Below are 24,254 nucleotides of genomic sequence, written 5' to 3'. Positions count from 1 at the left end.
AATTTAAAAGTGATATCTCTTAAATGCCTCGATGGCAGCATAATCTGCTAATCCAAGTTTATGATATTTATCTGCGGTTAACCTATTTCTATCTTCCGCACGTACCCAAAATTCTCTATTATCATCACCTTGAAACATAACTCCATCTTTTTGCGATTGATGGTAGAATATGGCATGCCGCTTTTTTAAGACCTGATCTGGACTCATTGGTACGGCCATCTCAATCTCGTAAGTGTCCCATTCATGCCATGCACCTCTATATAACCAAACCCAGCAATGATCCATAAATTTTTCTGGTTTTAGCGATTCTAATGCTTTAAATAATGCATTTAAGCAGACTTTATGTGTGCCATGTGGATCGGCTAAATCTCCGGCTGCATAAATTTGATGTGGTTTTATTTTCGCAATGATATCACACATAATTGCAATATCTTCTTCTGATAGTTTGTTCTTTTTAATAGTTCCAGTCTCATAGAAAGGAAGATTTAAAAAATGAACATTCCCATCTGGCAGTCCCAAATATCTTGTAGCCGCTAAAGATTCGCTTCTTCTTATCAGTCCTTTTAATTTTCTAACTTCTAAAGTGTCAACAGTATTTTTTTTCTTGTTTCGCAGACCTTTAATAACTTTTTGGGTATCCTCCGTGGCGAGGTTTAACATTTGGCTTACCTCGGCAAACTTTAATGCTTCTTCGTCTGATACAGCAATATTTCCTGAGGTTTGATATGCAATATGTACTTCGTGTCCTTGCTCAACCAATCTGTCGAAGGTACCACCCATTGAGATTACGTCATCATCTGGGTGCGGACTGAATATAATTACTCTTTTTTTTCTAGGTTCAGCTCTTTCCGGCCTATTCGTATCATCTGAATCTGGTTTGCCTCCAGGCCAACCGGTAATAGTATGTTGCAACTTATTAAACATTTCAATATTGAGATCATAAGAGCCTCCTTCTTGTGCCAATAAACTAGACATTCCGTTATCATTATAATCTTTATCGGTAAGCTTTAATATTGATTTATTAGTTAGCTCGCATAGCCAAACAATGGCTTTACTTCGTAATGATTCAGTCCAGATAGACGGACCAACTAACCAAGGGGTTTTATTTCTTGTAAGCTCTGATCCCGCTTCTTTATCTAATATAAAAGTGGTGTTTTTATGACCTTGAAGATAAGTAGCCGGAACATGTGAAGACACTTCTCCCTCTATGGTCTCTTTTATAATCTTTGCTTTATGTTGACCCCATCCTAATAATACAATTCTCTTTGCAGACATTACTGTAGCCACTCCCATAGTAATGGCCTTTCTAGGAACATTTTCGATCCCTAGAAACGAATGAGCAGCATCTGCTCTAGTTAAATGATCTAAAGTAATACTACGCGTACTAGAATTTAGGTGAGATCCAGGTTCATTAAAGCCAACATGCCCTGTTCTACCTATACCTAGCAACTGAAAGTCTATACCTCCTGTGGCCTTAATTTTTAATTCATAGTCAACACAATATTGATATACCTCCTCATTAGATAAGGTACCGTCGGGTATATGAATATTCTCGGGTAAAATATCTATATGATTAAACAGATGCTCATGCATGAAATAATAGTAGCTCTGAATATTCTGCTTATCCATTGGTAAGTACTCATCTAGATTGAATGTAATTACATTTTCAAAGCTTAAACCTTCTTCCCTGTGTAAGCGCACCAATTCTTCATATACTTTTATTGGCGAAGAACCAGTAGCTAAGCCTAATACACAATGTTCTCCTTTTAATTCTTTTTCTCGAATCAAATAAGCGATCTCGTGGGCCACTACAATCGAAGCTTCATTTGAATTTTTAAAAATTACATTATGAATCTTCTCAAATCGCGTCTCCTCAAATTTTCCTGCCGGACTATATGCTATGCTTTTGACATTCACGGGCTTTCGTTGTTTTATTATTGAATTCATTTTTAAAAAATCTTTACTTCAAAATAAACGGGAAATAGAAATCTCCCGTTTATTTAACTAATTCAAACACATGTAACTATAAATTCTATTTGCCTTATGAAACTTATGTTCTAAATAATTATTAAAAGTTTGACCCGCCGGTATCCCACCATAATCGTGTACCTCCATTATCTGCTCCTCCAAGCAACGTAACGGCATTAGCCACACCTTCTGCATTTGTTGATAGTTCACTATCAACAAATGGTATTCTTCTTATTTGAATGTCTGTATCTATCGTACCTCCACTCTGATTGCTAACTACTGGGAATATTTTAGGATAACCAGTACGTCTATATTCACTCCAAGCTTCTTGGCCTTCAGGGAACATTGCAATCCATTTTTGTGTTATAATTTTCTCTAATCGTTCTTCGTCAGTAGTTGCATCACTCCATGCAATTGTGATGTCACTCATAGCCGCAATATTATTAGCAGGATTAAAAGTGTCTACATAATCATTAAAAGTTGATGTATTATCAGCTATATAGGCCGCTGCTCCGCTAGCACCATGTTGCTCAAAAGATTTCATTATTCCTTCTTCATAGTTTCCTTGAGCATCTCCTGCTCCTGTCCATCCTCTTAAAGCAGCCTCAGCTCTTAAGAAATACACTTCTGCAGCTGTCATTAATTGTACTTTTGGTGTATGAATTCCATCATTAAGTGTAGAGTAATTAATGTAATCTGCTTTTTGAGCTAATTCATCTGAATATCCTGGTAATAACGGTAGTCCCCCACGAACACCTTTAAGTGTTCCAGTAGCTACCGAGTTATCAAAATAAACGTTACCTCTTGGGTCATCATAACCGACCAATATAGATTCCATAGAAGCATTCATTCTAATGTCTCCCCAAGAATTATCAATGGTCTGTAATGGATGATCTAAAGAACCATTTACAAAGAAACCATCAGTATTAGCGGTCATTACTCCTAAAGATTGAGATAGCGCTTTTTCTCCTTCTATTTTAGCCTTTGCAGGATCAACCTTAGAAATACGTATTGCTAATCGTAGACGTAAAGAATTTGCCAATTTCACCCATTGTGTATAATCGCCTCCATATGATAAATCAAATGCTTGAAACCTAGGACTATCAATGTTTGCCATTAATGCCGCTACAGCTATATCGAGATCAGCAAAGAAAGCATTATAGGCCTCTTGTTGAGAGTCGTAAACCCCGGCGTTCTGTAAATCTCCAAAATTGGTATAAACAATTGGACCAAATACATCACTTACTCTATGCATTGCTGAAACTTTTAATATTAAAGCAACAGCATTTAGGGTAGGAAAATCAGGGTCTGTTAAATCTGTTATAGACTTTACGTTATTCATCACATTTGAATAAGGAACAGACCAAATGAAATTATTCCAACCGCTGACTAAATTATACGTTGTATTATTCGCTCCAGCAATAAAGGGTCTCGGGTTAGTTTGATAACCTGAATAAACATCAGCATTTAAGTTCTGTTGTAGCTGATAAGACCAAGCCGGCGAATATTGATAAATACTTTCAAAAATAGGTTTGTATAATGATCCTACATGCTGAAAATCTACCTCTAGTTGTTCTTGTGTAATATTCCTTGGATTTTGATTAAGATCTTCTAAGCCATCATCACAGGATGTACTCAACAATCCAATTATGAATAAATATGCTATTAACTTATTTATATTTTTCATGAATAATACTTTTTTAAAATGTTAATTTAATATTCAATCCAGTGCTTCTTGTTGAAGGTAAACCTAAAACATCTACACCTTGTAATGCATTTCCTGTACTTAATGCTATGTTAGGATCATGTGGTGCATCTTTATAAAAGAAGAATAAATTACTTCCTATTAATGAAGCTCTTATCGATTTAAAGAATGAGTTTTCAGATAAATTAAATCTGTATCCTAATGCTATTTCAGCCAAACGCACATTTGTTGCACTATATACATATTCGCCTGTAAAACCATTTCTACCTCCCGCTAATCCGTAATATTCTTGAGCAGTTAAAGTAGACGGGGTTCCTCCTAAATCAACCACATTAATGGTTCCGTTTGCCGTTTCTCTAGCTGTATTATTACTTAGTCCTTCAACAATACCTTCGGTCATACTTACAGTTTCTCCTCCAAACTTACCATCAATTAAAAAGTCTAAAGTGAAATTTTTATACTCAAAAGAGTTGTTCCAACCTAAAGTAAAATCTGGATTTGCATTACCTACTTTCTTAAGTCCATCTACTAGACCATCCTCATCTTGTAAAAGAGCACCGCCATCAACTATTGGTGTGCCGTTTGCGTCTCTTCTTACTACTTGTGCATAAATGTCACCGAATGAACCACCTTCTACAAGGTAGGATCCAAAAGTATTTACACCTTTTGCCGAAACCACGAAGAATGAAGGTTCAATTAATCCATCTGAGACCGTTCCATCGTAGATGCTTTTGATTTCGTTATCATTTGCGGCAAAGTTTAATGTACTTGTCCATTCAAAATCTTCACTCCTAACAGGAATGTAATAAACAGTACCTTCAAAACCGCTATTCACAATATCTCCTGAATTTAACCCAGCACTTGATGCACCAATAATTGCTGCTGATGTTGGGAAAGGGAAATATTGGTTAATGGTGCTTGTGCGGTAATATCCGATATCAAAACCTAAACGGTTATCCAAAAATTTCCATTCGGTACCAATTTCAAAAGAACGTTGTCTTTCTGGCTCTGGAATTGTTCCTGGGAAAGGTCTTATAGGATCTGTAGGACTCACTCCACCACCAAATAAAATTTGTCTATTCGGTGCAATTGCATCAGTTGCGAATCCATTACCAACTTCAGCATACGAAGCTCTAATCTTGGCAAAAGAAATACCTTCGCCTAAATCAAATAACTCACTTAAAACACCAGTCAAACCAAACGAAGGATAAAAGAAAGAATTATTGCCATCTGGTAACGTCGATGTCCAATCATTTCTTGCCGTAAGGTCTACAAATATTTTGTCATTAAACCCGATAGTAGCACTTGCAAATATTGAGTTTGTTCTATTCTTCAAGCTAGATTGATTAAATAATACTGAAGCGTTTGCGTTGAAATTTTGTAATGAAAATACATTTGCAAACTGCAAACCTCCATTTGTACCAGAGTCTGCATTAAATACTTCGGTATTATTTCTTGTTATACTACCACCAATATTAGCATTGAAGGAAATTTCTTCAGAAAAATCTTTATTAATGGTCGCGATAATATCTCCATACAATTGCGTGACATCACTTTCGTTAACAATATATCTACCAGTTAAAGGAGCTAAAGTTGCTTCGGTTGTAGCATAAATTCTACTTTCAAAATTTAGTAAAGACTGGTCATATGTTCCTCTAGTTTGAATAGAGAGCCAATCATTAATTTTAAAATCTAAACTTAACGATGCCAATAATTTCTTATTTGTTGACTCATTTGCATTTCTGTTTAAAATCCAATATGGGTTTTGCTCGATATCTGAAGTAGCTCTGTACCATCTTTGAGTCATAATATTTCTAGCAGGGTCTAATTCTTCAAAATTTTCGTAATCTGATAAACTTTCGCCTGGGGAGTTAAATCCATAGGTTCCAACCAATGTATTAAAATACAAACCAGAAACAGGTTTGTTTTCAATATTTTGAGTAGATGCTAAAACATTACCACTTACTTTTAATTTATCATCAAAAAATTGAGCCGTTTCTCTAAAATTAATAGTGTGCTGTTTCAATTTATTTGTTGGTAAAATGCCACTAGCAAAACTGTTTGAATATGAAAAATAGGTTTGTGCTTTTTCAGTTCCTCCAGAAATAGAAACAGAATTTATATTCGTTACACCTGTATCTAAAAAGTCATCAACATTACCTTGAGCTTCGTCATTTAGATCAATAAAATAAGCCGCGTCATCAACTGTAATGTTTGAAGAAACGTCAACTTTAAAGCTACCAGCTTTACCCTTTTTAGTTGTAATTAAAATTACACCATTTAAACCGGCACTACCGTATAATGCAGAAGCAGAAGCACCTTTTAATACAGTTAGAGATTCTACATCATCAGGATTTATAAGTGACAATGCATCTCCTCCATCTTGATTTCCTCCTGAAATGCTACCAAAAGTGTCTGTTGGTTGTCCACCGCCAATTGTTCCTCCGGCTCCCGGAGCGCCCAAAGATGAAGCATTCGACAATGGAACACCATCTACAACATATAAAGGTTGGTTATTACCAAAAGAGTTATTACCTCTTAAAGTTACTTTAACAGAACCACCTACACCAGAGGCACTTCTATTAATTACAACACCAGAAACTTTACCCGATAAACTATTAACAGGATTGGTTTGCTTTACCTTACTTAACTCATCAGCGTTTATATCTTGAGCAGCGTAGGTTAGTGATCTTCTGGTTTTTTGAATACCTAAGGCAGTTACTACCACCTCATCTAAAGCTGCAGCATCTTCTTCAAGAGCTACATTAATTGTAGATGAGTCTCCAACAGTTATTGCAATCGATTTCATTCCTAAAAATGAAAAATTCAATACCTCTCCAACTGCTGCACTAATAGTATACTTACCATCAAAGTCTGTCTGAGTACCTCTATCGGTACCCTGTATTACTACACTAACCCCTGGTAAAGGAGCACCATCTGATTTTGATGTAACCGTACCAGAAATACTTTTTTCTTGAGCCATAACGCTAAATGATAACATCAAGGAAAAAATTGTAAGTAATAGTATTTTACTTTTTTTCATAAATTAATTATTTAATTAGTTAAATCGACATTAAAAGTAGTCATGCCTAGTAGAGAATTGAAAATTTAATATACGAACAACATCATTTTAAACACGAATGACATTCTTTATATTCTAAACAATCATAAACACTGAAATATAATCACTTATAAATTATATATCTATATTTACACTCCATAAAATGTAATTTCTACTCGAATCCTTGAAGAGCTCTTTTAAAAATAAGAACCATACTATACCTATTAAATTCCACGTCATATTTTGGAGTGTTTACTTCATATTTAATGTTATTCGATGGGGAAGCTATTATGAAGATTATTGGTACTCATTAAAATCAAATCTGGTAACCTTTACGATGAGTATGATTTTGGTTTATGTAAATATTTATTATTTATTTCCTAAATATATACTCAAGAAAAAATACATCGCTTATCTCATTAACTTTATAATTGCGCTTGGTGTTTTTTATGTGGTGAGAACAGAATTGATTTATCATCTTATTAATGAAAATGTATGGCCCGAGTCAGATACTCCACAAAAGGCGTATTCATTTAATCATATTGTGGTAGTATTTTTAATAGGTATTTATGATGTAGCACTAGTAACAACAATTAAATTAACTGCAGACTGGGTTTTTGAAAAGAAAAGAACAGAACAATTACAAAAGGCTCAGTTGCGTTCTGAGTTAAATTTTTTGAAAACCCAAATACAACCTCATTTTTTCTTTAATACATTAAATAATTTATACGCTCTAACTATTAAAAAATCGGATAACGCTCCAGAAGTGATATTAAAGTTATCTGAGATTATGCAGTATGTACTTTATGATGCAAAAGGGTCTTCGATAAAACTTTCTAAAGAAATTAATTACATTCACAGTTATCTTGAACTTGAAAAGTTAAGATATGGTGAAAACCTTCAATCTAAATTAAATATTGATGGTGACATTGATGATGTTAAGATTCCTCCTTTACTTTTTTTACCTTTTATTGAAAACTGCTTTAAACATGGAGGGAAAAACAATAATGATATTTTTGTAGACATTAATTTTGAGAAGAAGGAAGATACGCTTTTATTTAATGTAGAGAACAATTTCAATACTGAAAATAAGGTATTAACACAACATGGTATTGGAATTGAAAATGTGAAACGAAGATTAAAACTACTGTACAATAATAACTTTAAACTCAAAACTAATATATTTGGCGATAAGTATGTTGTAGAGTTAATACTACCAATTCAATGAAAATTAGTTGCATTATCATAGATGATGAGCCTTTAGCGATTGACGTGATTCGAAATTATTTAGATGAATTTCGAAACTTTGATCTCATAGCTACTTTTAACAGCCCCATTGATGCAATTGAAACTTTAGAAGCGCATCATATCGATGTTATCTTTTTAGATATTAACATGTCGAAAATGAGCGGATTAGAATTTGTTAAAACATTAGAAACCAAGCCTAATATCGTAATAACTACTGCCTATAGAGAATATGCTGTAGAAAGTTATGAGTTAGATGTTTTAGATTACCTTGTAAAACCAATCCCTTTTAATAGGTTTTTAAAATCAATCAATAAGATTACACAACAAGTACATATTCAAAAAGACTATAAAAGTGACGAAGCCACAACCGAAGAATCTTACTTTTTCTTAAAAGTTGATAAAAAGCTGGTAAAAATAACTTACAGCGAAATATTTTATATAGAAAGCTTAAAAGATTATATTAAGGTTTTTACCACCACCGGAAGTTATCTCGCGCATAAATCGTTAACTAGTATAACCGAAGAACTTCCAAAAGATCGCTTTTTAAGAGTTCATAGGTCTTACACAATTGCAGTTGATAAAATAACCAGTATCGAAGGGAATTCAGTCGAAATTAATTCGAAAAGAGTCCCTATTGGTAGAAAGTATATCAATCATGCCAAAAAAATAATTTTAAACACTAATTAGCCAATTCTTTAATGTATAAAAAATATTCATTCAGCATAAATATGGTGTTGATGGTAGAAAAAATTGTTCGAATGATTATTTATTTTGATACATTGACCAACCTTAAATAAAACTATGGTATCATTAAGCACATTTGATTACGTTCTTATTATTTTATTCTTTGCAACCACACTATTTATTGGTATTTGGGTTTCGAAAAAATCAGGAAAAAACTCTGCAGAATTTTTCTTATCCGGAAGAAGCATGCCTTGGTGGCTTTTAGGTGTTTCTATGGTGGCAACTACGTTTTCTACTGACACGCCTAATTTTGTCACAAACTTGGTAAGAGAAAATGGTGTTTCTGGAAACTGGGAATGGTGGGCATTTTTAATTACTGCCTTATTAACGGTTTTTGTATATGCCAAGTTATGGAGAAAATCTAATGTTACTACAGATATCGAATTTTATGAAATTAGATATAGTGGTAAACCAGCCAGATTTTTAAGGGGATTTCGTTCTATCTACCTTGGTGTTATATTTAATATTATAGCCATGTCTGGCGTTACACTTGCTGCAATAAAAATTGGAAGTATTATGTTAGGCCTTGAGCCCTGGCAAACTGTAATTAGTGCTGGTTTAATAACGGTAACATTTAGTGCTCTTGGAGGATTTAAAGGGGTAATATATACCGATTTCTTGTTGTTTTTTGTAGCGATGGGTGGAGCAATTGGAGCCGCCTATTTTTGTGTAAATCTACCAGAAGTAGGTGGTGTCGGCAACTTAATAACGCATCCAAATGTAGCAGACAAGATTAATATATTTCCTGATTTTAATAACAAGGAAATGCTAATTACATTAATCATTATTCCATTGGCAGTACAATGGTGGAGCTCATGGTTCCCTGGTGCCGAACCCGGAGGTGGTGGTTATATTGCCCAAAGAATGCTGGCCGCCAAAGATGAAAATCATGCCATAGGTGCCACTTTCTTTTTTAATGTAATGCATTATGCCTTACGACCATGGCCATGGATATTAGTTGCTTTGGCTTCTTTGGTTGTTTTTCCTGATATTGCTAGTATACAAGAAGCATTTCCAAACATAACAGAAGATAAACTAGGACATGACCTCGCCTATTCTGCTATGCTTACAAAGCTCCCTAGTGGACTTTTAGGTCTTGTACTGGCTTCTTTAGTCGCAGCCTATATGAGTACTATTTCTACACATTTAAATTGGGGATCTTCCTATGTAGTGAATGATTTTTATAAACAACAAATCAATCCTGATGCGTCAGAAAAAAAATTGGTTGCAGTTGGAAGACTTTCAACCGTTGTGCTTATGGTTTTAAGTGCCTTTCTGGCGTTATTCTTACAGGATGCCTTACAGTTATTTAAGTTTATTATTATGTTTGGCGCAGGAACCGGATTAATATTTATACTTAGATGGTTCTGGTGGCGAATCAATGCATGGAGCGAAATTTCTGCCATGTTCGTTTCTGGAATTGTATCGATCATTTTTGGTTTTACGCCAATTGGTGAATGGCTATTCACACACAATAATGAGCTAGGAATTGAGGTTGCGGGAATTTTCCCGTCATATGCCAAATTCCCAATGGTTGTACTAATTACTACAGTTGTTTGGCTAACAGTTACCTACTTAACCAAACCAGAGACCGATCAAACCTTGTTTAATTTTTATAAGAAAATTCAACCAGGAGGTCTCGGATGGAAAAAAACAATTGCTGATGCCAAAAATGCAAATCAAGAAATTGTAACCGATACTAAACCCTGGAGTGTGCCTTCTGGAATTTTGGCAATGATTTTAGCAATGATCTTAATTTATAGCGCCATGTTTGCAACGGGATATTGGATTTATGGTGACTACAATTATGCTATTGTGCTCACGATTGTGGCATTAATTTCTGGTTTTCTTTTATCAAGAATGTGGAATAAGATTAAGGCCAGTATTTTTGAATAAATATGAAACAGCGTGTTGAATCTGTTGATATTTTAAGAGGCTTTACCATTGCGGCCATGATACTCGTAAATACACCTGGCACATGGAATCATGTATATCAACCGCTTTTACATGCTGAATGGAATGGGTTAACCCCAACCGATCTTATTTTTCCTTTTTTTCTATTTATTGTTGGCATCTCTATTTCTTATGCTTATAAAAGTAAAACACTAAACCAGGAAACCGCTAAAAAAATACTTATACGAAGCCTTAAGTTAATTGGGTTAGGAGTATTCTTAAATTGGTTTCTTCCCTATTTTCCTTTTTTTTCCGGCTTAGAATCAGTTAGAATTCCAGGAGTTCTCCAAAGAATAGGTATTGTTTTTTTGATATCAGCTTTCTTATTTTTAAAATTTAATTGGAAGGCTTTAATTGCAATAAGTGTTTCAATTTTAATCATCTATTGGATATTTCTAGGGTTTATTCCATTACCAAATGGCGACTTACCAAGTTTTGACAGAGCGCCAAATAATTGGGCATTGTATCTTGATTCAATGATTTTAAAGAATCATATGTGGAAACCAGACTATGATCCGGAAGGCTTAATGAGTACTTTTCCGTCGATAGCTACTTGCATTTTTGGAATTTTAACCGGTAAAATATTAGCATCTTCTAAAGATAAGAAGGAACGCCTGTTGCTTTATCTATCGTTATTATTTATAATTATTGGTTATTTATGGGATGTTCTATTCCCAATAAACAAAGCTATTTGGAGCAGTAGTTTTGTAATGTTAACTACAGGATGGGCCCTACTTATATTGACATTGGTTTATTATGTTACAGATGTTAAACAGGTGAAGCTTGGAAATATATTTAAGCAGGTAGGCATGAACGCGATTACAGTATACTTTTTATCAAGTTTTATTTCTAAATCCTTTTATTTAACAAAAATAGGTAGTGATAAAAATATTCATTCTTGGATATATGAACATCTGTTTAACTTTTCATCATTCAGCCCTAAATTTTCTTCGTTGCTCTATGCCCTCACGGTAGTTTTATTTTATCTCTTAATCGGGCATATTATGTATAAAAAGAAGATTTTTATTAAAGTTTAAACCAGTGCCTATGCTATCAATAACAAAAGAACAAATTGATTTTTTTAGAACAAATGGCTATCTCGTTGTTGAGAATCTCATAAATAATCATGAAATAAATTATTATAAGGGAATCTATAATGATTTTTTAAATAATACTATAGATGCTTCAAAATACAGGTCAGATTTATCGGGTGACACTGATGAAAAAACGAATGTTGAGAAGATTACTCAAATTATGGTACCCAGTAAAATACATACAGAATTACTGGTTAAACCAATACATCAAAAAACCCTTCAAATTGCGAAAGTTCTACTTGGAGATGATATTGAATTAGATTTTGACATGCTTATAAACAAAGCACCATATACGAATAGCCCAACACCTTGGCATCAAGATGCAGCCTATTGGATAGATATGCCAGATAAACGAGCTTTAAGTTGTTGGACAGCAATAGACAATGCATATCTGGATAATGGTTGTATGTGGTATACTCCAAAATCTCATTTAGAAAAAACGTTACCCCACGTACAAACTGGAAACAAAGGAGCGCTTAAATGCGACGGTAGTGAAGAAAACTCAGTGTATGTTGAGTTGAATGCAGGGTCATGTGTTATTCATCATGGCAATACTATTCATTATAGCAGGGGCAATAGCACCAAACTTCATAGAAGGGCTTTGATAACTAATTACCGTCCTAAAAAGATGATTGAGTTAGAGCGCTCAAAAGGATATGATCATACCGGTGATAGAAAGGTAGAAAACTAATTTTTTTTACTTTTTCTCTTCAATATAAACCTCAAGAAGTGTTACTTCTGTATCTGTATGTATGCTAAAGTCTAAGAGAGCAGCGGGGATTAAAACGGTTTGTCCTTGTTGTAAATATTCCGTTTGGTTATTACCATAATTAAAGCTACAACTTCCTTTAACACACATATAGATCATGAATGAATCTTTATCATTCTTCACCCTATGGGTTCTATTCTCAAGTTTTAACTGGTTAGTGGTAAAATAATCGCAATTTATTAATTCAACTTCTTCATTTTCTTTCGATGTATAGGGAGTCTTATAGCTCTCTTTAGCTTTATAATCTATTGCATCGAGGGCCAAATCAGTATGCAACTCTCTATAATTTCCATTTTGATCTGGTCTATCCCAGTCATATATTCTATAAGTGATATCACTGGTTTGTTGTATTTCTGCTAACATAACTCCACCACCAATAGCATGCACTCTACCCGTAGGAATAAAGTAAACATCACCTTCATTTACTTTATCATCGTTTAATATTTCTTTTAAAGTGCCGTTTTTAAGGTGTTCAAGATACTCTTTTTGGCTAGAGTCTTTTTTAAAACCTACAATCAAGTTGCCCGCTTTTTCGGCATTCATTATGTACCACATTTCTGTTTTCCCAAATGAATTATGACGTTCTAAAGCTAAATCGTCATGCGGATGTACTTGAATGCTTAAAGGCTCTTTAGCATCTATAAATTTTATAAGTAAGGGAAATTTATCCTTAAAACTATTATAGACATGTGTACCAACAAGAGTAGCTTTATATTTTTTTACTATTTCAGGTAATGCCTCCCCTTTTAAGTAACCATTTAAAACTACAGATGCATCTCCTTCAACATCAGATATTTCCCAACTCTCACCAAGGTTATTTTTTGTGGATTTTTTATTAAATAGACCTACTAATTTATCTCCGCCCCAGACTTTTTCCTTTAAAATTGGTTCAAATTTTATTGGGTATTGAATCTCAATGATATTAGTGGATTCCGGTTTCATTTTATAATCAAGACTTTAGTAAACAAATTAGTATATCTTAAAGATACTGACAAAGAAAACATAAAAATTAATGAGAAAAAATTAACTAGGCATCTTTCTAGAATAATTGCTTAAAATTAGTTTTAATTAATTTTATAATCTGGTACAAAAATTATCATTTAATTCAGACATATATAACAGAAACCGTATATTTGCTGACCTTAAAAATGAAGTATATTTCGGGGTGTAGCTTAGTCCGGTTAAAGTGCACGTCTGGGGGGCGTGAGATCGGAGGTTCGAATCCTCTCACCCCGACATTAAAACGAAGTTTCTCTAGAGAATTGGCCATCTTTAAGAAACCAAAATATTGGTTTAGATTCTAGAGAATTATGTCAATAGTAGCTACGCATATATAATTATCAGCAATTAAAATTCCATTAGATTTGTAGTTATTGTATAATAGATGTATACGTAATATGTTTATACATACGTTGTAAAGCATTAATAATAAAGGATGGATTATTTTAAAAAGATATTTAACACGACTGTTGCAAAGAGTTTCACTAAGAATTATCTCCGTATTTATGGAAACATTGATAAAGTTGACTATTCCGATAAAGAGAAAAATGAATTAATAGAAGTCTTAAAATTAATTACCGATGAACTCTATAAGAAACCGAAGTTAGCATTTGATATAAGTGGTTCAGGCTATGGGATATCAAAAGGAGATGGAACTCTTGGAATAAAAGCATTTACCAATCGACTTTCCAAAAAAGGAGTTTCTAGTTTAAATGGAGTTTCTGTGGAAGTGGAAGAAGAAAACTACCATTCATTATTCAGTATCATGACAAATAAATATCAAGCCCTTAAAAGGATTGATATTGAATTCAATTGGCCGCACAGAGGAGAAGATAGTTTAAATACTGTTGATTATTTCCTAAAAAAAATAGCTGATATTGTGAATATTGAATACGCTTACTGCTATCCTGATGATGAAACGCTAAGCGAAAGTGGAGAATGGAGAGTAAAAACAACTCCTTTATCAATTACCTCTTATCAACCAGACTCAGAAAAATCTTGGAATTTCTCTATGGAGCAAATAAAAAAAGGAAAGATTAAAAAAATATATCCAATTAATGTTTTTAACAAACAACAAAAAGTGTCCTTGCAATCGATCAGGGATGAAATGAAAGTTCTAAATTTAAATGACTCAATTGAAATTTGGAAAACACCTACTTTACAATACAAAGAAAGAAAGATTAAAAACGCAATTATTAATTAAAACGGTGTACAACAACGTGTATAGTTCATTGTTCCTATTTATTTAGCCACAACCATCTAGAATCTTTGTATATTTCGTTGTGGAATCATCCGAGAGGACTATTCCGCTAACGAAATCATACACAAACCATTAGACAACATTAGAAATGAACATCGAACAGTTCATAATTAATCATGATTTAAAGAGTATTCCGTTTCCGTTAAATGAACATATTTCGAAAAATACTAGAGCGGAATTTAATAAGAATCGAGAATCAATTATTGAAAGTTATTTTGCTGATATTAATGATAAAATTGATGAACGAAAATTTGATAAATTATTTGAAAACCAAATAATATTCGGAATTTATCCTTTTAATCAAAAAAACGGAATTGACTTTCTAGACTTGATAAAGAAAATAAATCTAATTATAAAAAATAGTCCGGACGAACTGACTTCTGACTTACTTGATTTTGAATGGGCATTACTCGACCATATTTTACACGAGTATTTAATTGAGGGAGTTGAAACGGAATTTAAACATGAACTAAATTTACTTAAAAACCAAACTGAAAATACAACTGAATTTAAAGATGAAATTGCTCTTTTACATCAGAAAATAGAGCATTTCGGAATAAAATAACATTGCCTAACAAGGTGTTTAGTTAATTCTTCGGATTTTCCCTTCGAAAAATAACTAACAAAAGAACTATCGCTATTTTTATTTATTAAATTAATTACTCAAATAAGCACAACGAAGACTGTTCATAAACTTCTGTATGCAGTACAAACGGACTCTATAAATTAAATATTTCAGTTAATTTCTAGTATTTTTTAAATTATTTAATAATTTTACAAACCGAACGGTCGGTTTTACATAAATTATGAGTAACAAAAAAGATAAAGTAATTGAAGTAGCAACAAGTTTATTTGCAAAAAAGGGGTTTGAAAAAACATCAATGTCAAATATTTGTAGCGATGCACAAGTATCAAAAGGCTTAATTTATCATCACTTTGAATCAAAAGAAGCTATTCTATTAGAGATTTTCTCTCAAACAACAGAGAAAATGATTGAAATGAATAACAGCGCAAAAACCGAATTAAATCCAATTCTTGAATTACAACAATTAATCAATACAATATTTTATCAATTGGAAAGAGACAAACAATTATTTCAATTGAACTTAAATCTAATGTTTCAACCAACAACTAGAAAGTTATTAAGTGTTCAAATAGAAGAAAGAGCAAATTTTTTGTTCAATGCTGTAAAAAGAATTTTTGATCAAATTTCTAAAGAGAGAAGTGAAATTCTTAGCTACATGTTTATCGCAGAAATTGATGGAATCGCATTAAACTATTTATCAGTTTTTAATGACTATCCTTTACAAAAGATTAAAGAAGAATTATTAAATAAATATAAACAAATAGAAGAATGATTAGAAAATATAACGAAACAGAAATTCCTGTTCTTTTAGATATATGGGAACGAGCTTCTAAAATAGCACATCCGTTTTTAGATGATGAGTTTACACAAATGGTAAAAAATGCCATGAGTAAGACATATCTCCCTAATTCCGATACCTGGGTGTATGAGGATTCTAATAAAATTGTTGGCTTTATATCAATGAAAGAAAATGAAATTGGGGGATTATTTGTGAATCCAAAAAATCATTCGAAAGGAATTGGAACATCATTGGTCAATCATATGAAACAATTTCATAGAGAATTAGAAGTAGAGGTTTTTGAACAAAATAAAATCGGAAAGCCATTTTATGAGAAATTCGGCTTTAAAACTATTAATGAATATATGCATGAAGAATCGAACCAAAAAGTGCTAAGAATGAAATATTAATCATTAATAAAAATCAAATCAAGGACAGAGAACTAATGAAGTAAAATTTAAAAGGAATTAAAGCTGCGTACAATAATAGCTATAACCCTTTGTTACTTTCTTCTAAACAAAAAACACTAATTTTAAAAACATAATTTTTATAGTGCACAATTCCTGAGGAGCTGTCCACTATGAAACTAGTTACAAACCGTTAGCAATTATTACCCACGGAATGCAAAAAGTAGAAAAATTCTCACCAGAAATTAATAAAGTATATTTTATTAAAAGACACACTTTGATTCATATTCTTTCTGGAAAAGGAAGCATTCAGGTTGATTTTAAGAATTATTTTGATTGGCAAGAAAAAGCGATTTTTTTAGAAAAAGGACAATACATTAAATTCTTGTCTGATGACTTTATTGTTAGAAAAATTGAATTCTCTAATGAAAATAAGTTCTATAACAATGATATACGAGTCTTATTTAAACACCTAATTTCTTTAGGTTATATTGATTTATTAAAATGTGAAGAATGCAACACCTTTCTCTCTGAAACATCTTTGGCGAACAATTCAGCAGATATTATTGATATATCTTCTAAACAGTGGTTTTGGCAAAACCCTTTTAAGGCAAATAGAGAGGAATACCAAGTTATTTTTGACATAAAAGATATCATCGATAAAGAATATTATAATAAATTAACCAGCAATGACTTAGTAAGCTTGATTAATGACAGAGGGTATAATGCCCAAGCTTTGATTAAAAATAAAGTTGGCTTATCAGTAAAAAACTTAATGACGTCAAAAAAACTTCAAGAAAGCCTTAAAGAAGTAGCGTTCACTGATAAAAATATCCAAGAGATTTCTTATGGTTTAGGTTATAAAGATGATGCATATTTCAATAGGGTTTTTAAAAATTCGACTGGTCAAACACCTAAACAGTTTAGAGAAAATTTTGATTATAAAAATAGAGATTTATTCACACAAGATATTTTAGAACTTCTACAAAAGTATCACACAAAAGAGAGGTCACTTGAATTTTATGCAAATGAAATGAATCTATCCATAAAAGCATTGTCAAATAAAGTTCGAGCCAAAATGAACATTTCTTTAGGTCAGCTCATACGTTTAGAATTAGTTAATTCTGCTAAATTGATGATTCTTGAAGGACAATCTATTGCATCAATTTCTAGACAACTAGGGTTTGAGGAACCAAATCACTTCTCGAGATTTTTTAAACACTATTCCAAAATCACACCTACAGAATTTAAGTTAAAAAAGTACAATTCTTAGTCTTTTTTTTGTAGCAACCAAACTTTAACATCATCTCATCTTTGCAGTGTAATTTTAAAACACAAAAGATGAATATTAAAGAACAAGTACAAAAAATGGATGCAATAGTTTCTCAAGGAGCTATTGTTGATGCTGTAAAAGAATTCTTTGCTGACAATGCAAACACCTCAGATTACGGAAATGGAGGAACCACTGGTAAATCAGAAATGATTGGTAAAATGGAAGGTTTTGCTGGAGCAATTGCAAAGGTAAACGGTATAACACATCATCATTCGATCGTAGATGGAAATGTTTCCGCTTCAGAATTTACTTTCGATTTTGATATGAAAGATGGAACTAAGATTTACTGGCACGAAATTATCCGTAGAATTTGGAATGATGAGGGGAAAGTAACTCATGAAGAATACTTCAACGCAGAATAATAAAACAAAATTTTAAACATTAGAAAAATGAAAACAATTAGAACAACAATTGTATTCGTAGTATTTTTAGTTACTACATCATTATTTGCTCAAAACAAAATGGCAAATAACATTGACAATAGCAATATAGCTTTACAAGGTTATAGTCCGGTTTCATATTTAGATCTAGGATTGGCGCAAAAAGGAACTAAAAGTTTCAAATCTGAATACAAAAAAGTAGTGTATTACTTTACATCAGCAACTCAAAAATCAACATTTGACAAAAACCCAGAAAGATACCTTCCTCAATATGGCGGTTTTTGTGCATTTGGATGTTATGCCGGGGCAAAATTTAGAGTAGATCCAAGCAAATTTTTGGTAAATGATGGAAAATACTATTTGTATTTAAACAATGTAGAACTTGATGCTAAGCAACTCTGGTTAGCAGAAAATAATCACTCTAAATTAAAAAGTATTGCAGATAAGAATTGGGGGAAGCTCAGTAAAACTCACAATTAAATACTATAATTATGAAATTTGTAACGAAAAGAGTACATGCTTTTTTAGATTATCCGGTTGCTATTGCGCTCATAACACTTCCTTTTCTACTTAGATTAGGAGATTCCAACACTTTAGCTTTACAACTTTCAGTTGTTACTGGAATCGCAGCTTTTATTTTGACCTTGTTAACAGATCACCATTTAGGAGTATTTAAAGTAATTTCATACAGAATGCATTTAATTGTAGATTTTATAGTTGGCGCTGTATTTATTATTGCTCCTTTTATCTTTTCCTTCACAGGAATAGATGCTTATTATTATTGGATAAATGGAGTGGCAATTCTAACGGTGGTTAGTTTACATAAATCAGAAATGGTGGTTTAACCATTTTTAAATTGACATTTCTTAAGAAGGTGTATTAACAGTAGCGATTTGAGTTTAATCTTAAGTCGCTACTTTTTTAAATTTACTTTTCACCATAGTATTCCGATTAAATTCGTACTACAGTATACAAAAGGTTGCGCAACATACGCGCACCAATGAAATACTTAATAGTACTTAAAGTTCTAATTATAAAGTAAAACTCTATTCTAAAAAAGGCTGCACCAAACCGTTTGAAATGGCGAAAGCGACTAACCCTGCACTATTCTTAACACGCGTTTTTTCTAACAAATTTTTACGGTGAACCTCAACTGTACGAGGACTGATGAATAATTTTTCAGCAATTTCTGAAGTTGTATTTTGCTCACAAATAAGTTCAAGCACCTCCTTTTCACGAAGGGTTAAAAAACTCTCATCAAAAAAAGATTTCGAAGGAATTTCGTCGGCAGGAGCAAAACGTCTTTTAATCGTCTTAAGCACATGTTCGTCATAATAAAAGCCATTATAATAAACTTGCTTTATGGTATGGATTACTTTATCAGGAGCCGCATTCTTCGTAAGATAAGCGCTTGCCCCAACATTAATCATATTTCTAATAAATGGTTTTGTATTATAGGTCGTAAGTGCTATTATACCAATATCCTCATACTGCTTCGTAATAATTTTTGTTGCCTCCACCCCATTCATTACTGGCATTTTAATATCCATAATAATAATATCGGGAAGCTCATCTTCATTTTCTAGATATGCTAATAATTGTTCACCATTAGATGCTTTAAATATAATATTGATTTTCTCATCTCTTGAAATAATATGAGAAATTCCTATTCGAAATAATTCTTCATCGTCAACTATAGCAATATTAATTTTTAAACTCATTTTTTAATTACTACGGTTACTGTTGTTCCATTACCTAATTCGCTATCTATATCTAGATTACCTTTTAAAATTTCTACTCTATTTTCAATTCCCCTTATACCTAGCCCTTTTACTCCTTGAAGGTTTTCAAGAATAAAGCCTTTACCATTATCTTTATATGTTAAAGATAATATATTCTCCTTTGTTTTTAATGAAAACGAGAGTGATGTCGCCTTAGAATGCTTTATTGAATTATTCATTAGTTCTTGAACAATTCGAAAGAGATGCAGCTCATTATTCGATTCTAAAAAGTTTTCTGAGTAATTCACTTCATAATTAATATCATATTTATGTACATCATCTAGTTCTTCATAAAGCTCTTCGAGTGCGGCTTTTAGTCCAAATTTTTGTAGTGTAGGCGGTAACAAATCATGTGCAATCTTCCGTGAACTTTCTAAAACCGAAGAAGTAACTTTAATGATACTATTCCCGATCTTTTTAGTGGCTTCAGAATCTATGTTTTCGTCAAGTAAATTAGTGCCACTTAAGAAAACAACATTTAGTTTAGAACTAATCGCATCATGCAGGTCTTGAGCAATACGTTCGCGTTCTTTTTCTTGTGTAATAATTACCGACTGTAAAATTTCTTTTTGATGATTTAATTCAAGATTCGCTTTCTCTAGTTGAGACTTCATAATGCGTCGTCTAGAAAAATAGAAGAATAATATTGTTGAAATTAACATTAATAACAACAAGCTAATCGCAATGAGAATAATATTTACAATTTGGCTTTCGGTATTGAATAATTCTTCCACCATTCAGCAAAAATTAAAATTTGGAAAACTAAATATAAAACGATATTAATATCACCGAGTTTTCCAGATACAGACTCTGGAATACGATCGTTAAAAATCAGGTTTCCAGAAGCAAAAATTAATATACTAGATAGTAAATAAAGGGCAACACCAATATTTACTATTAAAAATTCATTTTGTTTAGATAGTGATTTATAAAAATACAGAATCGAATAAATTACTATTAGCAATTGCGTTACAATAAAGCCCAAAGGGTTATATCTATGAAATAAAGTAGGATCATCAATAAATTGGTAGGCAATTATCAATAAAACCGCTGCGGTTAACACAATAATTATTCGTTTACGTTTTAACAATTCAGCATAAAAAAGTGAAAGGAAAATGAATTGAAAAATAAAATAAAAATGTGATAAAAAAATGTTGCTTCCTAAGCGCATTTTAACAATAAAAACCAATAGAAATTGTATAACCCCAATGCCAATTAAATAAATGGTAAAGTACTTAAAAGGCTTACTATTTTTATTAAAAGACTTTATGTACAATAAAGGATAGAACATTGAAAAATAAATAGTTATATCCCTTATTAAGTCTAGGAAATCGCCCATTAATTTAATGGGCTAGATTCATCACATTCTGGAGGGCATGGTTTTGAAAAATCCCAGATACCACTATCTTCAGGATCATCATCATGATCAACTTTAGACTTAATGATGTCTCTATAAATAATGCTTCCATCTTTTTGTTTTTCGGGTCTGGTACCCACGATGATTAACTTTTCTTCTTGAGTATCTTTATCAACTCCCAAGTAAGTACGTACTTTTCTAATACCGGGTTGATCTCTTATTTCAAGAAGAACAGCTTCTAGGTCTTCTGCCGGAACTAAGAATGCGTTACACTCGTTATACTTGTTGTACTCAGATTCTACAGAACGCCATTCTTTAGTCCATTTTTTCGCTTTGTTTAAGGAGATCGTTTTGTCTTTTGAGCTCATGATTGAAGGGGTTTAAGTTGATTAATAATGAACTAAATATAGCGAATAATCTCATTAAATAAGATTTTAAACGCCAAAAATTACTTTAACTCACACCACTCATTCTTTTAAAAATCAGCATTTATACTAGTACCATCATAAAATTTACGTGTAAATACTTATAGGAATAGTTTTAGGTTCTTTATAATATTATTTTCTCAAAAATGAGCAATTTCTACCCTTAATAGAGATTTGCATGTAGCCGTTTAAATTTTCATTTCTTAATAACGAATTTATGTAAATGTTACAATGCAATTAAACTTAAAAATAGTATCCCTCTTTATTGCATTAAGCTGTATTAATTTAACAGCTCATAAAGGATTTTGCCAAGATTCAACAAAAACGAAAACCGAAGAAAAAAGTGGTTTGAAAAAAGGACTCAAAGCAATAGAAAAAATGCTTTCTTTTAAGAACTTCTTTCATCATAGTGATTCATCAAGATTAGCCAAAAGATATATACGCTGGCATAAAAAACTTACACGCAAGAATGTAGATTATAGATTTACCATTTCAGGAGATCAGTTAAAAGATTCAATTCCTTTTTTACGTAATACAACAAATGAGCTTAGCCATGAAATATTTGGCTGGTACCCTCATTGGGAAAAAGATTTACATAAAACTTTAAACTATTCTCTTTTAACAACTGTGGCGTACTTTTCTTATGAGGTTAATCCCAGTACAGGAGAACCCAAAAGTATACATGATTGGGAGACCACTCCTATTATTGATTCACTTTTAAACAATGATAAAAAAGTACTATTAACAGTTTCGAATTTTGGCAATACAAATAACAAGAAATTTCTTAGTAACTCGGCAGCAGGCAATGTGCTTATTTCCAATGTCATTCAATTACTAAAGAAAAGAAAGGCTCATGGCATTTGCCTAGATTTTGAAGGTATTTTAAAATCTCAAAGAGAAAACTATAATAGTTTTATTGCTTTATTAAGTCAAGAGCTAAAAAAAGCTGACAAAAACTATTTATTATATCTAACTGTACCTGCAGTAGATTGGAATAAGGTTCTCGATTTTGAAGTTCTTACCCCAATAGTTGATCGGTTTGTTATTTTGGGGTATAACTACTATGGCTCTACCAGTAAAGTAGCAGGACCGGTGGCTCCTTTAAACAGTGGTAAATTTTGGGACCCCTTCAATCTAACAACTTCCGTAGACTATTACTTAGCTAATAGTATAAATGCTGATAGTCTTATTCTTGCATTACCATTTTACGGTAACGTATGGGACACTAAAACCGGAAAAAAAGGATCAAAAATTAACAAATATATTGGTGGTAGAACTAGTGACTATATCACCAATATTATGAATGGTTCGCCAGAGATTCAAGAAAAATATGATACCATAAGCCAAAGTTCATGGTATAGCTATATTTCTAATAATAGCTCCACGAAAAATAAACGACAATTTCGTCAAATCTGGTTTGAAAGTGATTCTTCTATGGCCGTTAAAATGAACTTCATAAAAGAGAAGAAATTAAAAGGCGTAGGAATATGGGCACTGGGCTACGATAAAAAATTTGATAACTATTGGAAAGTAATAGATACTATTTTCAGCATTGGTGATAATGGTATTTATCCTCCATACCCCGATCCATATGTAATATTAAAATATCCCGATTCAATTGTTGTAATTGTAGTAGACACCACAAAAGCAAATATTCCACCGCCTCCACCAAAGTGTTTAAATCCTCCATGTAAAGAAGATCTAAAACCAAAAGAGAAACCCAAAGTAAAAGTCTCCTTATGGAAAAAAGTAATAGCTGGTTTTAATGCGCTGTTAAAAAATGCAAATTCATATCGAGCATTGATACCATATATACTTGCCTTTGTGGTCATATTTGGTGGTGCTGGTTTTATTATCGCAATGTTTAAACCAAATACACGCATGTACTTTTTTAGCAATAAGGCCTTAACCATTTACTATACACTCTTTGTGCTAATATTCTTATTAGTTGCTATAGGCTGGGAAAAAAATAGCATTACAAAGTCAAAAGTATTAGCATTTGGTTTTGTAGTAGGTGCCATTGCTATATACTTTATTAATAAAATGATTCAACATAAAATTAAAAACCTGCCATGAGTAGCGCCCTTGCAAAAGAGAAAGAAGCATTAAGCAAAGAAGCAGGAAAATTGAAGAAAATTTTTACTGCACTAAAAAAAATACTGGCAAAAGAGTTTCTATGGATACTTTTTGTCTTGCTACTCGCATTACCCATTGCACTAATCATGAGAACCGTATTAAACAATTATACCGACCTCATAAATATATATATGAATTCTGACTTCAGAAAGAGCCTTAAAATAAACTCTCCGTTGGTAATCACTTATCTAATAAGTATTGCCGGCATTTATTTTACAAGAGCAGTTGTAGGCGCTATTTCAGAATTGACTAAAAAAAATGAAAGCTAA

The 24,254-nt window shown here is 32.3% G+C and carries 23 protein-coding genes and 1 tRNA gene; 16 read left to right on the top strand and 8 right to left on the bottom strand.

The annotated features are described in order from the left end of the window. Positions 1–3: 3 nt before the first annotated feature. The 3 genes from nagB to AC1EUU_RS01435 all read right to left on the bottom strand — a co-directional run bounded on the left by nagB (position 4) and on the right by AC1EUU_RS01435 (position 6,716). Positions 4–1,947 carry a glucosamine-6-phosphate deaminase gene (nagB, locus tag AC1EUU_RS01445; RefSeq protein ID WP_480199596.1) on the bottom strand — a complete coding sequence of 648 codons (1,944 nt, stop codon included), beginning with the start codon at positions 1,945–1,947 and terminating at the stop codon, positions 4–6. A gap of 121 nt (positions 1,948–2,068) precedes the next feature. Then, positions 2,069–3,655: a RagB/SusD family nutrient uptake outer membrane protein gene (locus tag AC1EUU_RS01440; RefSeq protein WP_480199595.1), complete on the bottom strand. Its 1,587-nt coding sequence runs from the start codon at positions 3,653–3,655 to the stop codon at positions 2,069–2,071. A gap of 13 nt (positions 3,656–3,668) precedes the next feature. Then, positions 3,669–6,716 (bottom strand): TonB-dependent receptor domain-containing protein, encoded by a 3,048-nt coding sequence (locus tag AC1EUU_RS01435; protein ID WP_480199594.1) that lies wholly within the window; start codon positions 6,714–6,716, stop codon positions 3,669–3,671. 355 nt (positions 6,717–7,071) lie between these two features. On the opposite strand from AC1EUU_RS01435, the gene AC1EUU_RS01430 reads away from it, so the two are divergent. The 5 genes from AC1EUU_RS01430 to AC1EUU_RS01410 all read left to right on the top strand — a co-directional run bounded on the left by AC1EUU_RS01430 (position 7,072) and on the right by AC1EUU_RS01410 (position 12,464). Continuing rightward, positions 7,072–7,962, top strand: a complete 891-nt coding sequence (locus AC1EUU_RS01430) for a sensor histidine kinase (protein WP_480199593.1) — start codon at positions 7,072–7,074, stop codon at positions 7,960–7,962. Further along, the gene (locus tag AC1EUU_RS01425) at positions 7,959–8,669 is read left to right on the top strand and encodes a LytR/AlgR family response regulator transcription factor (protein ID WP_480199592.1); all 711 of its coding nucleotides are present in this window, start codon (positions 7,959–7,961) and stop codon (positions 8,667–8,669) included. The genes AC1EUU_RS01430 and AC1EUU_RS01425 overlap by 4 nt, the downstream gene beginning before the upstream one ends. 114 nt (positions 8,670–8,783) lie before the next feature. Continuing rightward, on the top strand, positions 8,784–10,622 hold the full coding sequence (locus AC1EUU_RS01420; RefSeq protein WP_480199591.1) for a sodium:solute symporter family protein: 1,839 nt from the start codon (positions 8,784–8,786) through the stop codon (positions 10,620–10,622). A gap of 2 nt (positions 10,623–10,624) precedes the next feature. Continuing rightward, positions 10,625–11,716 carry an acyltransferase family protein gene (locus tag AC1EUU_RS01415; RefSeq protein WP_480199590.1) on the top strand — a complete coding sequence of 364 codons (1,092 nt, stop codon included), beginning with the start codon at positions 10,625–10,627 and terminating at the stop codon, positions 11,714–11,716. A 10-nt stretch (positions 11,717–11,726) separates the two neighbouring features. Continuing rightward, positions 11,727–12,464, top strand: a complete 738-nt coding sequence (locus AC1EUU_RS01410) for a phytanoyl-CoA dioxygenase family protein (RefSeq protein WP_480199589.1) — start codon at positions 11,727–11,729, stop codon at positions 12,462–12,464. Positions 12,465–12,470: 6 nt separating this feature from the next. On the opposite strand, the gene AC1EUU_RS01405 is transcribed toward AC1EUU_RS01410, so the two are convergent. Further along, positions 12,471–13,484, bottom strand: a complete 1,014-nt coding sequence (locus AC1EUU_RS01405) for a type I phosphomannose isomerase catalytic subunit (protein ID WP_480199588.1) — start codon at positions 13,482–13,484, stop codon at positions 12,471–12,473. Positions 13,485–13,703: 219 nt separating this feature from the next. Between AC1EUU_RS01405 and AC1EUU_RS01400 the strand changes: the two genes are divergently transcribed. The 9 genes from AC1EUU_RS01400 (at position 13,704) to AC1EUU_RS01360 (ending at position 19,131) form a co-directional block, all read left to right on the top strand. Further along, a tRNA-Pro gene (locus AC1EUU_RS01400) sits at positions 13,704–13,778 on the top strand. Positions 13,779–13,977: 199 nt separating this feature from the next. Then, positions 13,978–14,745, top strand: a complete 768-nt coding sequence (locus AC1EUU_RS01395; protein ID WP_480199587.1) for a hypothetical protein — start codon at positions 13,978–13,980, stop codon at positions 14,743–14,745. A gap of 145 nt (positions 14,746–14,890) precedes the next feature. Continuing rightward, the gene (locus tag AC1EUU_RS01390) at positions 14,891–15,367 is read left to right on the top strand and encodes a hypothetical protein (protein WP_480199586.1); all 477 of its coding nucleotides are present in this window, start codon (positions 14,891–14,893) and stop codon (positions 15,365–15,367) included. A gap of 241 nt (positions 15,368–15,608) precedes the next feature. Continuing rightward, the gene (locus tag AC1EUU_RS01385; protein WP_480199585.1) at positions 15,609–16,160 is read left to right on the top strand and encodes a TetR/AcrR family transcriptional regulator; all 552 of its coding nucleotides are present in this window, start codon (positions 15,609–15,611) and stop codon (positions 16,158–16,160) included. Beyond that, the gene (locus tag AC1EUU_RS01380) at positions 16,157–16,576 is read left to right on the top strand and encodes a GNAT family N-acetyltransferase (protein ID WP_480199584.1); all 420 of its coding nucleotides are present in this window, start codon (positions 16,157–16,159) and stop codon (positions 16,574–16,576) included. The genes AC1EUU_RS01385 and AC1EUU_RS01380 overlap by 4 nt, the downstream gene beginning before the upstream one ends. A gap of 211 nt (positions 16,577–16,787) precedes the next feature. Continuing rightward, entirely contained in the window at positions 16,788–17,846 is a 1,059-nt protein-coding gene (locus AC1EUU_RS01375) for a helix-turn-helix domain-containing protein (RefSeq protein ID WP_480199583.1), read from the top strand. A 68-nt stretch (positions 17,847–17,914) separates the two neighbouring features. Then, positions 17,915–18,268: a hypothetical protein gene (locus AC1EUU_RS01370; protein ID WP_480199582.1), complete on the top strand. Its 354-nt coding sequence runs from the start codon at positions 17,915–17,917 to the stop codon at positions 18,266–18,268. A gap of 27 nt (positions 18,269–18,295) precedes the next feature. Beyond that, positions 18,296–18,766 carry a YHS domain-containing (seleno)protein gene (locus tag AC1EUU_RS01365; protein WP_480199581.1) on the top strand — a complete coding sequence of 157 codons (471 nt, stop codon included), beginning with the start codon at positions 18,296–18,298 and terminating at the stop codon, positions 18,764–18,766. Between the two features lie 11 nt (positions 18,767–18,777). Next, positions 18,778–19,131, top strand: a complete 354-nt coding sequence (locus AC1EUU_RS01360; RefSeq protein ID WP_480199580.1) for an SPW repeat domain-containing protein — start codon at positions 18,778–18,780, stop codon at positions 19,129–19,131. A gap of 201 nt (positions 19,132–19,332) precedes the next feature. Here AC1EUU_RS01360 and AC1EUU_RS01355 read toward each other — a convergent pair whose 3' ends face one another. The 4 genes from AC1EUU_RS01355 to AC1EUU_RS01340 all read right to left on the bottom strand — a co-directional run bounded on the left by AC1EUU_RS01355 (position 19,333) and on the right by AC1EUU_RS01340 (position 21,792). Next, the gene (locus AC1EUU_RS01355; RefSeq protein WP_480199579.1) at positions 19,333–20,007 is read right to left on the bottom strand and encodes a response regulator; all 675 of its coding nucleotides are present in this window, start codon (positions 20,005–20,007) and stop codon (positions 19,333–19,335) included. Further along, entirely contained in the window at positions 20,004–20,681 is a 678-nt protein-coding gene (locus tag AC1EUU_RS01350) for a sensor histidine kinase (RefSeq protein ID WP_480199578.1), read from the bottom strand. The genes AC1EUU_RS01355 and AC1EUU_RS01350 overlap by 4 nt, the downstream gene beginning before the upstream one ends. Positions 20,682–20,764: 83 nt before the next feature. After that, positions 20,765–21,130 carry a hypothetical protein gene (locus tag AC1EUU_RS01345; protein ID WP_480199577.1) on the bottom strand — a complete coding sequence of 122 codons (366 nt, stop codon included), beginning with the start codon at positions 21,128–21,130 and terminating at the stop codon, positions 20,765–20,767. Between the two features lie 275 nt (positions 21,131–21,405). Then, positions 21,406–21,792, bottom strand: coding sequence for a hypothetical protein (locus tag AC1EUU_RS01340; protein ID WP_480199576.1), 387 nt, complete (start codon positions 21,790–21,792; stop codon positions 21,406–21,408). 288 nt (positions 21,793–22,080) lie between these two features. Between AC1EUU_RS01340 and AC1EUU_RS01335 the strand changes: the two genes are divergently transcribed. After that, entirely contained in the window at positions 22,081–23,925 is a 1,845-nt protein-coding gene (locus AC1EUU_RS01335) for a glycosyl hydrolase family 18 protein (RefSeq protein ID WP_480199575.1), read from the top strand. Continuing rightward, entirely contained in the window at positions 23,922–24,254 is a 333-nt protein-coding gene (locus AC1EUU_RS01330) for a hypothetical protein (protein WP_480199574.1), read from the top strand. Before AC1EUU_RS01335 ends, AC1EUU_RS01330 begins: the two co-directional genes overlap by 4 nt.

It is taken from the genome of Maritimimonas sp. 2205BS37-2 (genome assembly GCF_056591755.1).
The sequence above is the reverse complement of the archived record's forward strand: the minus strand, read 5'-3'. Positions and strand labels throughout refer to the sequence as shown.

Excerpts from the sequence above, each read along its gene's own strand:
- nagB (WP_480199596.1), bottom strand. The coding sequence starts at position 1,947 with ATGAATTCAATAATAAAACAACGAAAGCCCGTGAATGTCAAAAGCATA.
- AC1EUU_RS01440 (WP_480199595.1), bottom strand. The coding sequence starts at position 3,655 with ATGAAAAATATAAATAAGTTAATAGCATATTTATTCATAATTGGATTG.
- AC1EUU_RS01435 (WP_480199594.1), bottom strand. The coding sequence starts at position 6,716 with ATGAAAAAAAGTAAAATACTATTACTTACAATTTTTTCCTTGATGTTA.
- AC1EUU_RS01430 (WP_480199593.1), top strand. The coding sequence starts at position 7,072 with ATGAGTATGATTTTGGTTTATGTAAATATTTATTATTTATTTCCTAAA.
- AC1EUU_RS01425 (WP_480199592.1), top strand. The coding sequence starts at position 7,959 with ATGAAAATTAGTTGCATTATCATAGATGATGAGCCTTTAGCGATTGAC.
- AC1EUU_RS01420 (WP_480199591.1), top strand. The coding sequence starts at position 8,784 with ATGGTATCATTAAGCACATTTGATTACGTTCTTATTATTTTATTCTTT.
- AC1EUU_RS01415 (WP_480199590.1), top strand. The coding sequence starts at position 10,625 with ATGAAACAGCGTGTTGAATCTGTTGATATTTTAAGAGGCTTTACCATT.
- AC1EUU_RS01410 (WP_480199589.1), top strand. The coding sequence starts at position 11,727 with ATGCTATCAATAACAAAAGAACAAATTGATTTTTTTAGAACAAATGGC.
- AC1EUU_RS01405 (WP_480199588.1), bottom strand. The coding sequence starts at position 13,484 with ATGAAACCGGAATCCACTAATATCATTGAGATTCAATACCCAATAAAA.
- AC1EUU_RS01395 (WP_480199587.1), top strand. The coding sequence starts at position 13,978 with ATGGATTATTTTAAAAAGATATTTAACACGACTGTTGCAAAGAGTTTC.
- AC1EUU_RS01390 (WP_480199586.1), top strand. The coding sequence starts at position 14,891 with ATGAACATCGAACAGTTCATAATTAATCATGATTTAAAGAGTATTCCG.
- AC1EUU_RS01385 (WP_480199585.1), top strand. The coding sequence starts at position 15,609 with ATGAGTAACAAAAAAGATAAAGTAATTGAAGTAGCAACAAGTTTATTT.
- AC1EUU_RS01380 (WP_480199584.1), top strand. The coding sequence starts at position 16,157 with ATGATTAGAAAATATAACGAAACAGAAATTCCTGTTCTTTTAGATATA.
- AC1EUU_RS01375 (WP_480199583.1), top strand. The coding sequence starts at position 16,788 with ATGCAAAAAGTAGAAAAATTCTCACCAGAAATTAATAAAGTATATTTT.
- AC1EUU_RS01370 (WP_480199582.1), top strand. The coding sequence starts at position 17,915 with ATGAATATTAAAGAACAAGTACAAAAAATGGATGCAATAGTTTCTCAA.
- AC1EUU_RS01365 (WP_480199581.1), top strand. The coding sequence starts at position 18,296 with ATGAAAACAATTAGAACAACAATTGTATTCGTAGTATTTTTAGTTACT.
- AC1EUU_RS01360 (WP_480199580.1), top strand. The coding sequence starts at position 18,778 with ATGAAATTTGTAACGAAAAGAGTACATGCTTTTTTAGATTATCCGGTT.
- AC1EUU_RS01355 (WP_480199579.1), bottom strand. The coding sequence starts at position 20,007 with ATGAGTTTAAAAATTAATATTGCTATAGTTGACGATGAAGAATTATTT.
- AC1EUU_RS01350 (WP_480199578.1), bottom strand. The coding sequence starts at position 20,681 with ATGAAGTCTCAACTAGAGAAAGCGAATCTTGAATTAAATCATCAAAAA.
- AC1EUU_RS01340 (WP_480199576.1), bottom strand. The coding sequence starts at position 21,792 with ATGAGCTCAAAAGACAAAACGATCTCCTTAAACAAAGCGAAAAAATGG.
- AC1EUU_RS01335 (WP_480199575.1), top strand. The coding sequence starts at position 22,081 with ATGCAATTAAACTTAAAAATAGTATCCCTCTTTATTGCATTAAGCTGT.
- AC1EUU_RS01330 (WP_480199574.1), top strand. The coding sequence starts at position 23,922 with ATGAGTAGCGCCCTTGCAAAAGAGAAAGAAGCATTAAGCAAAGAAGCA.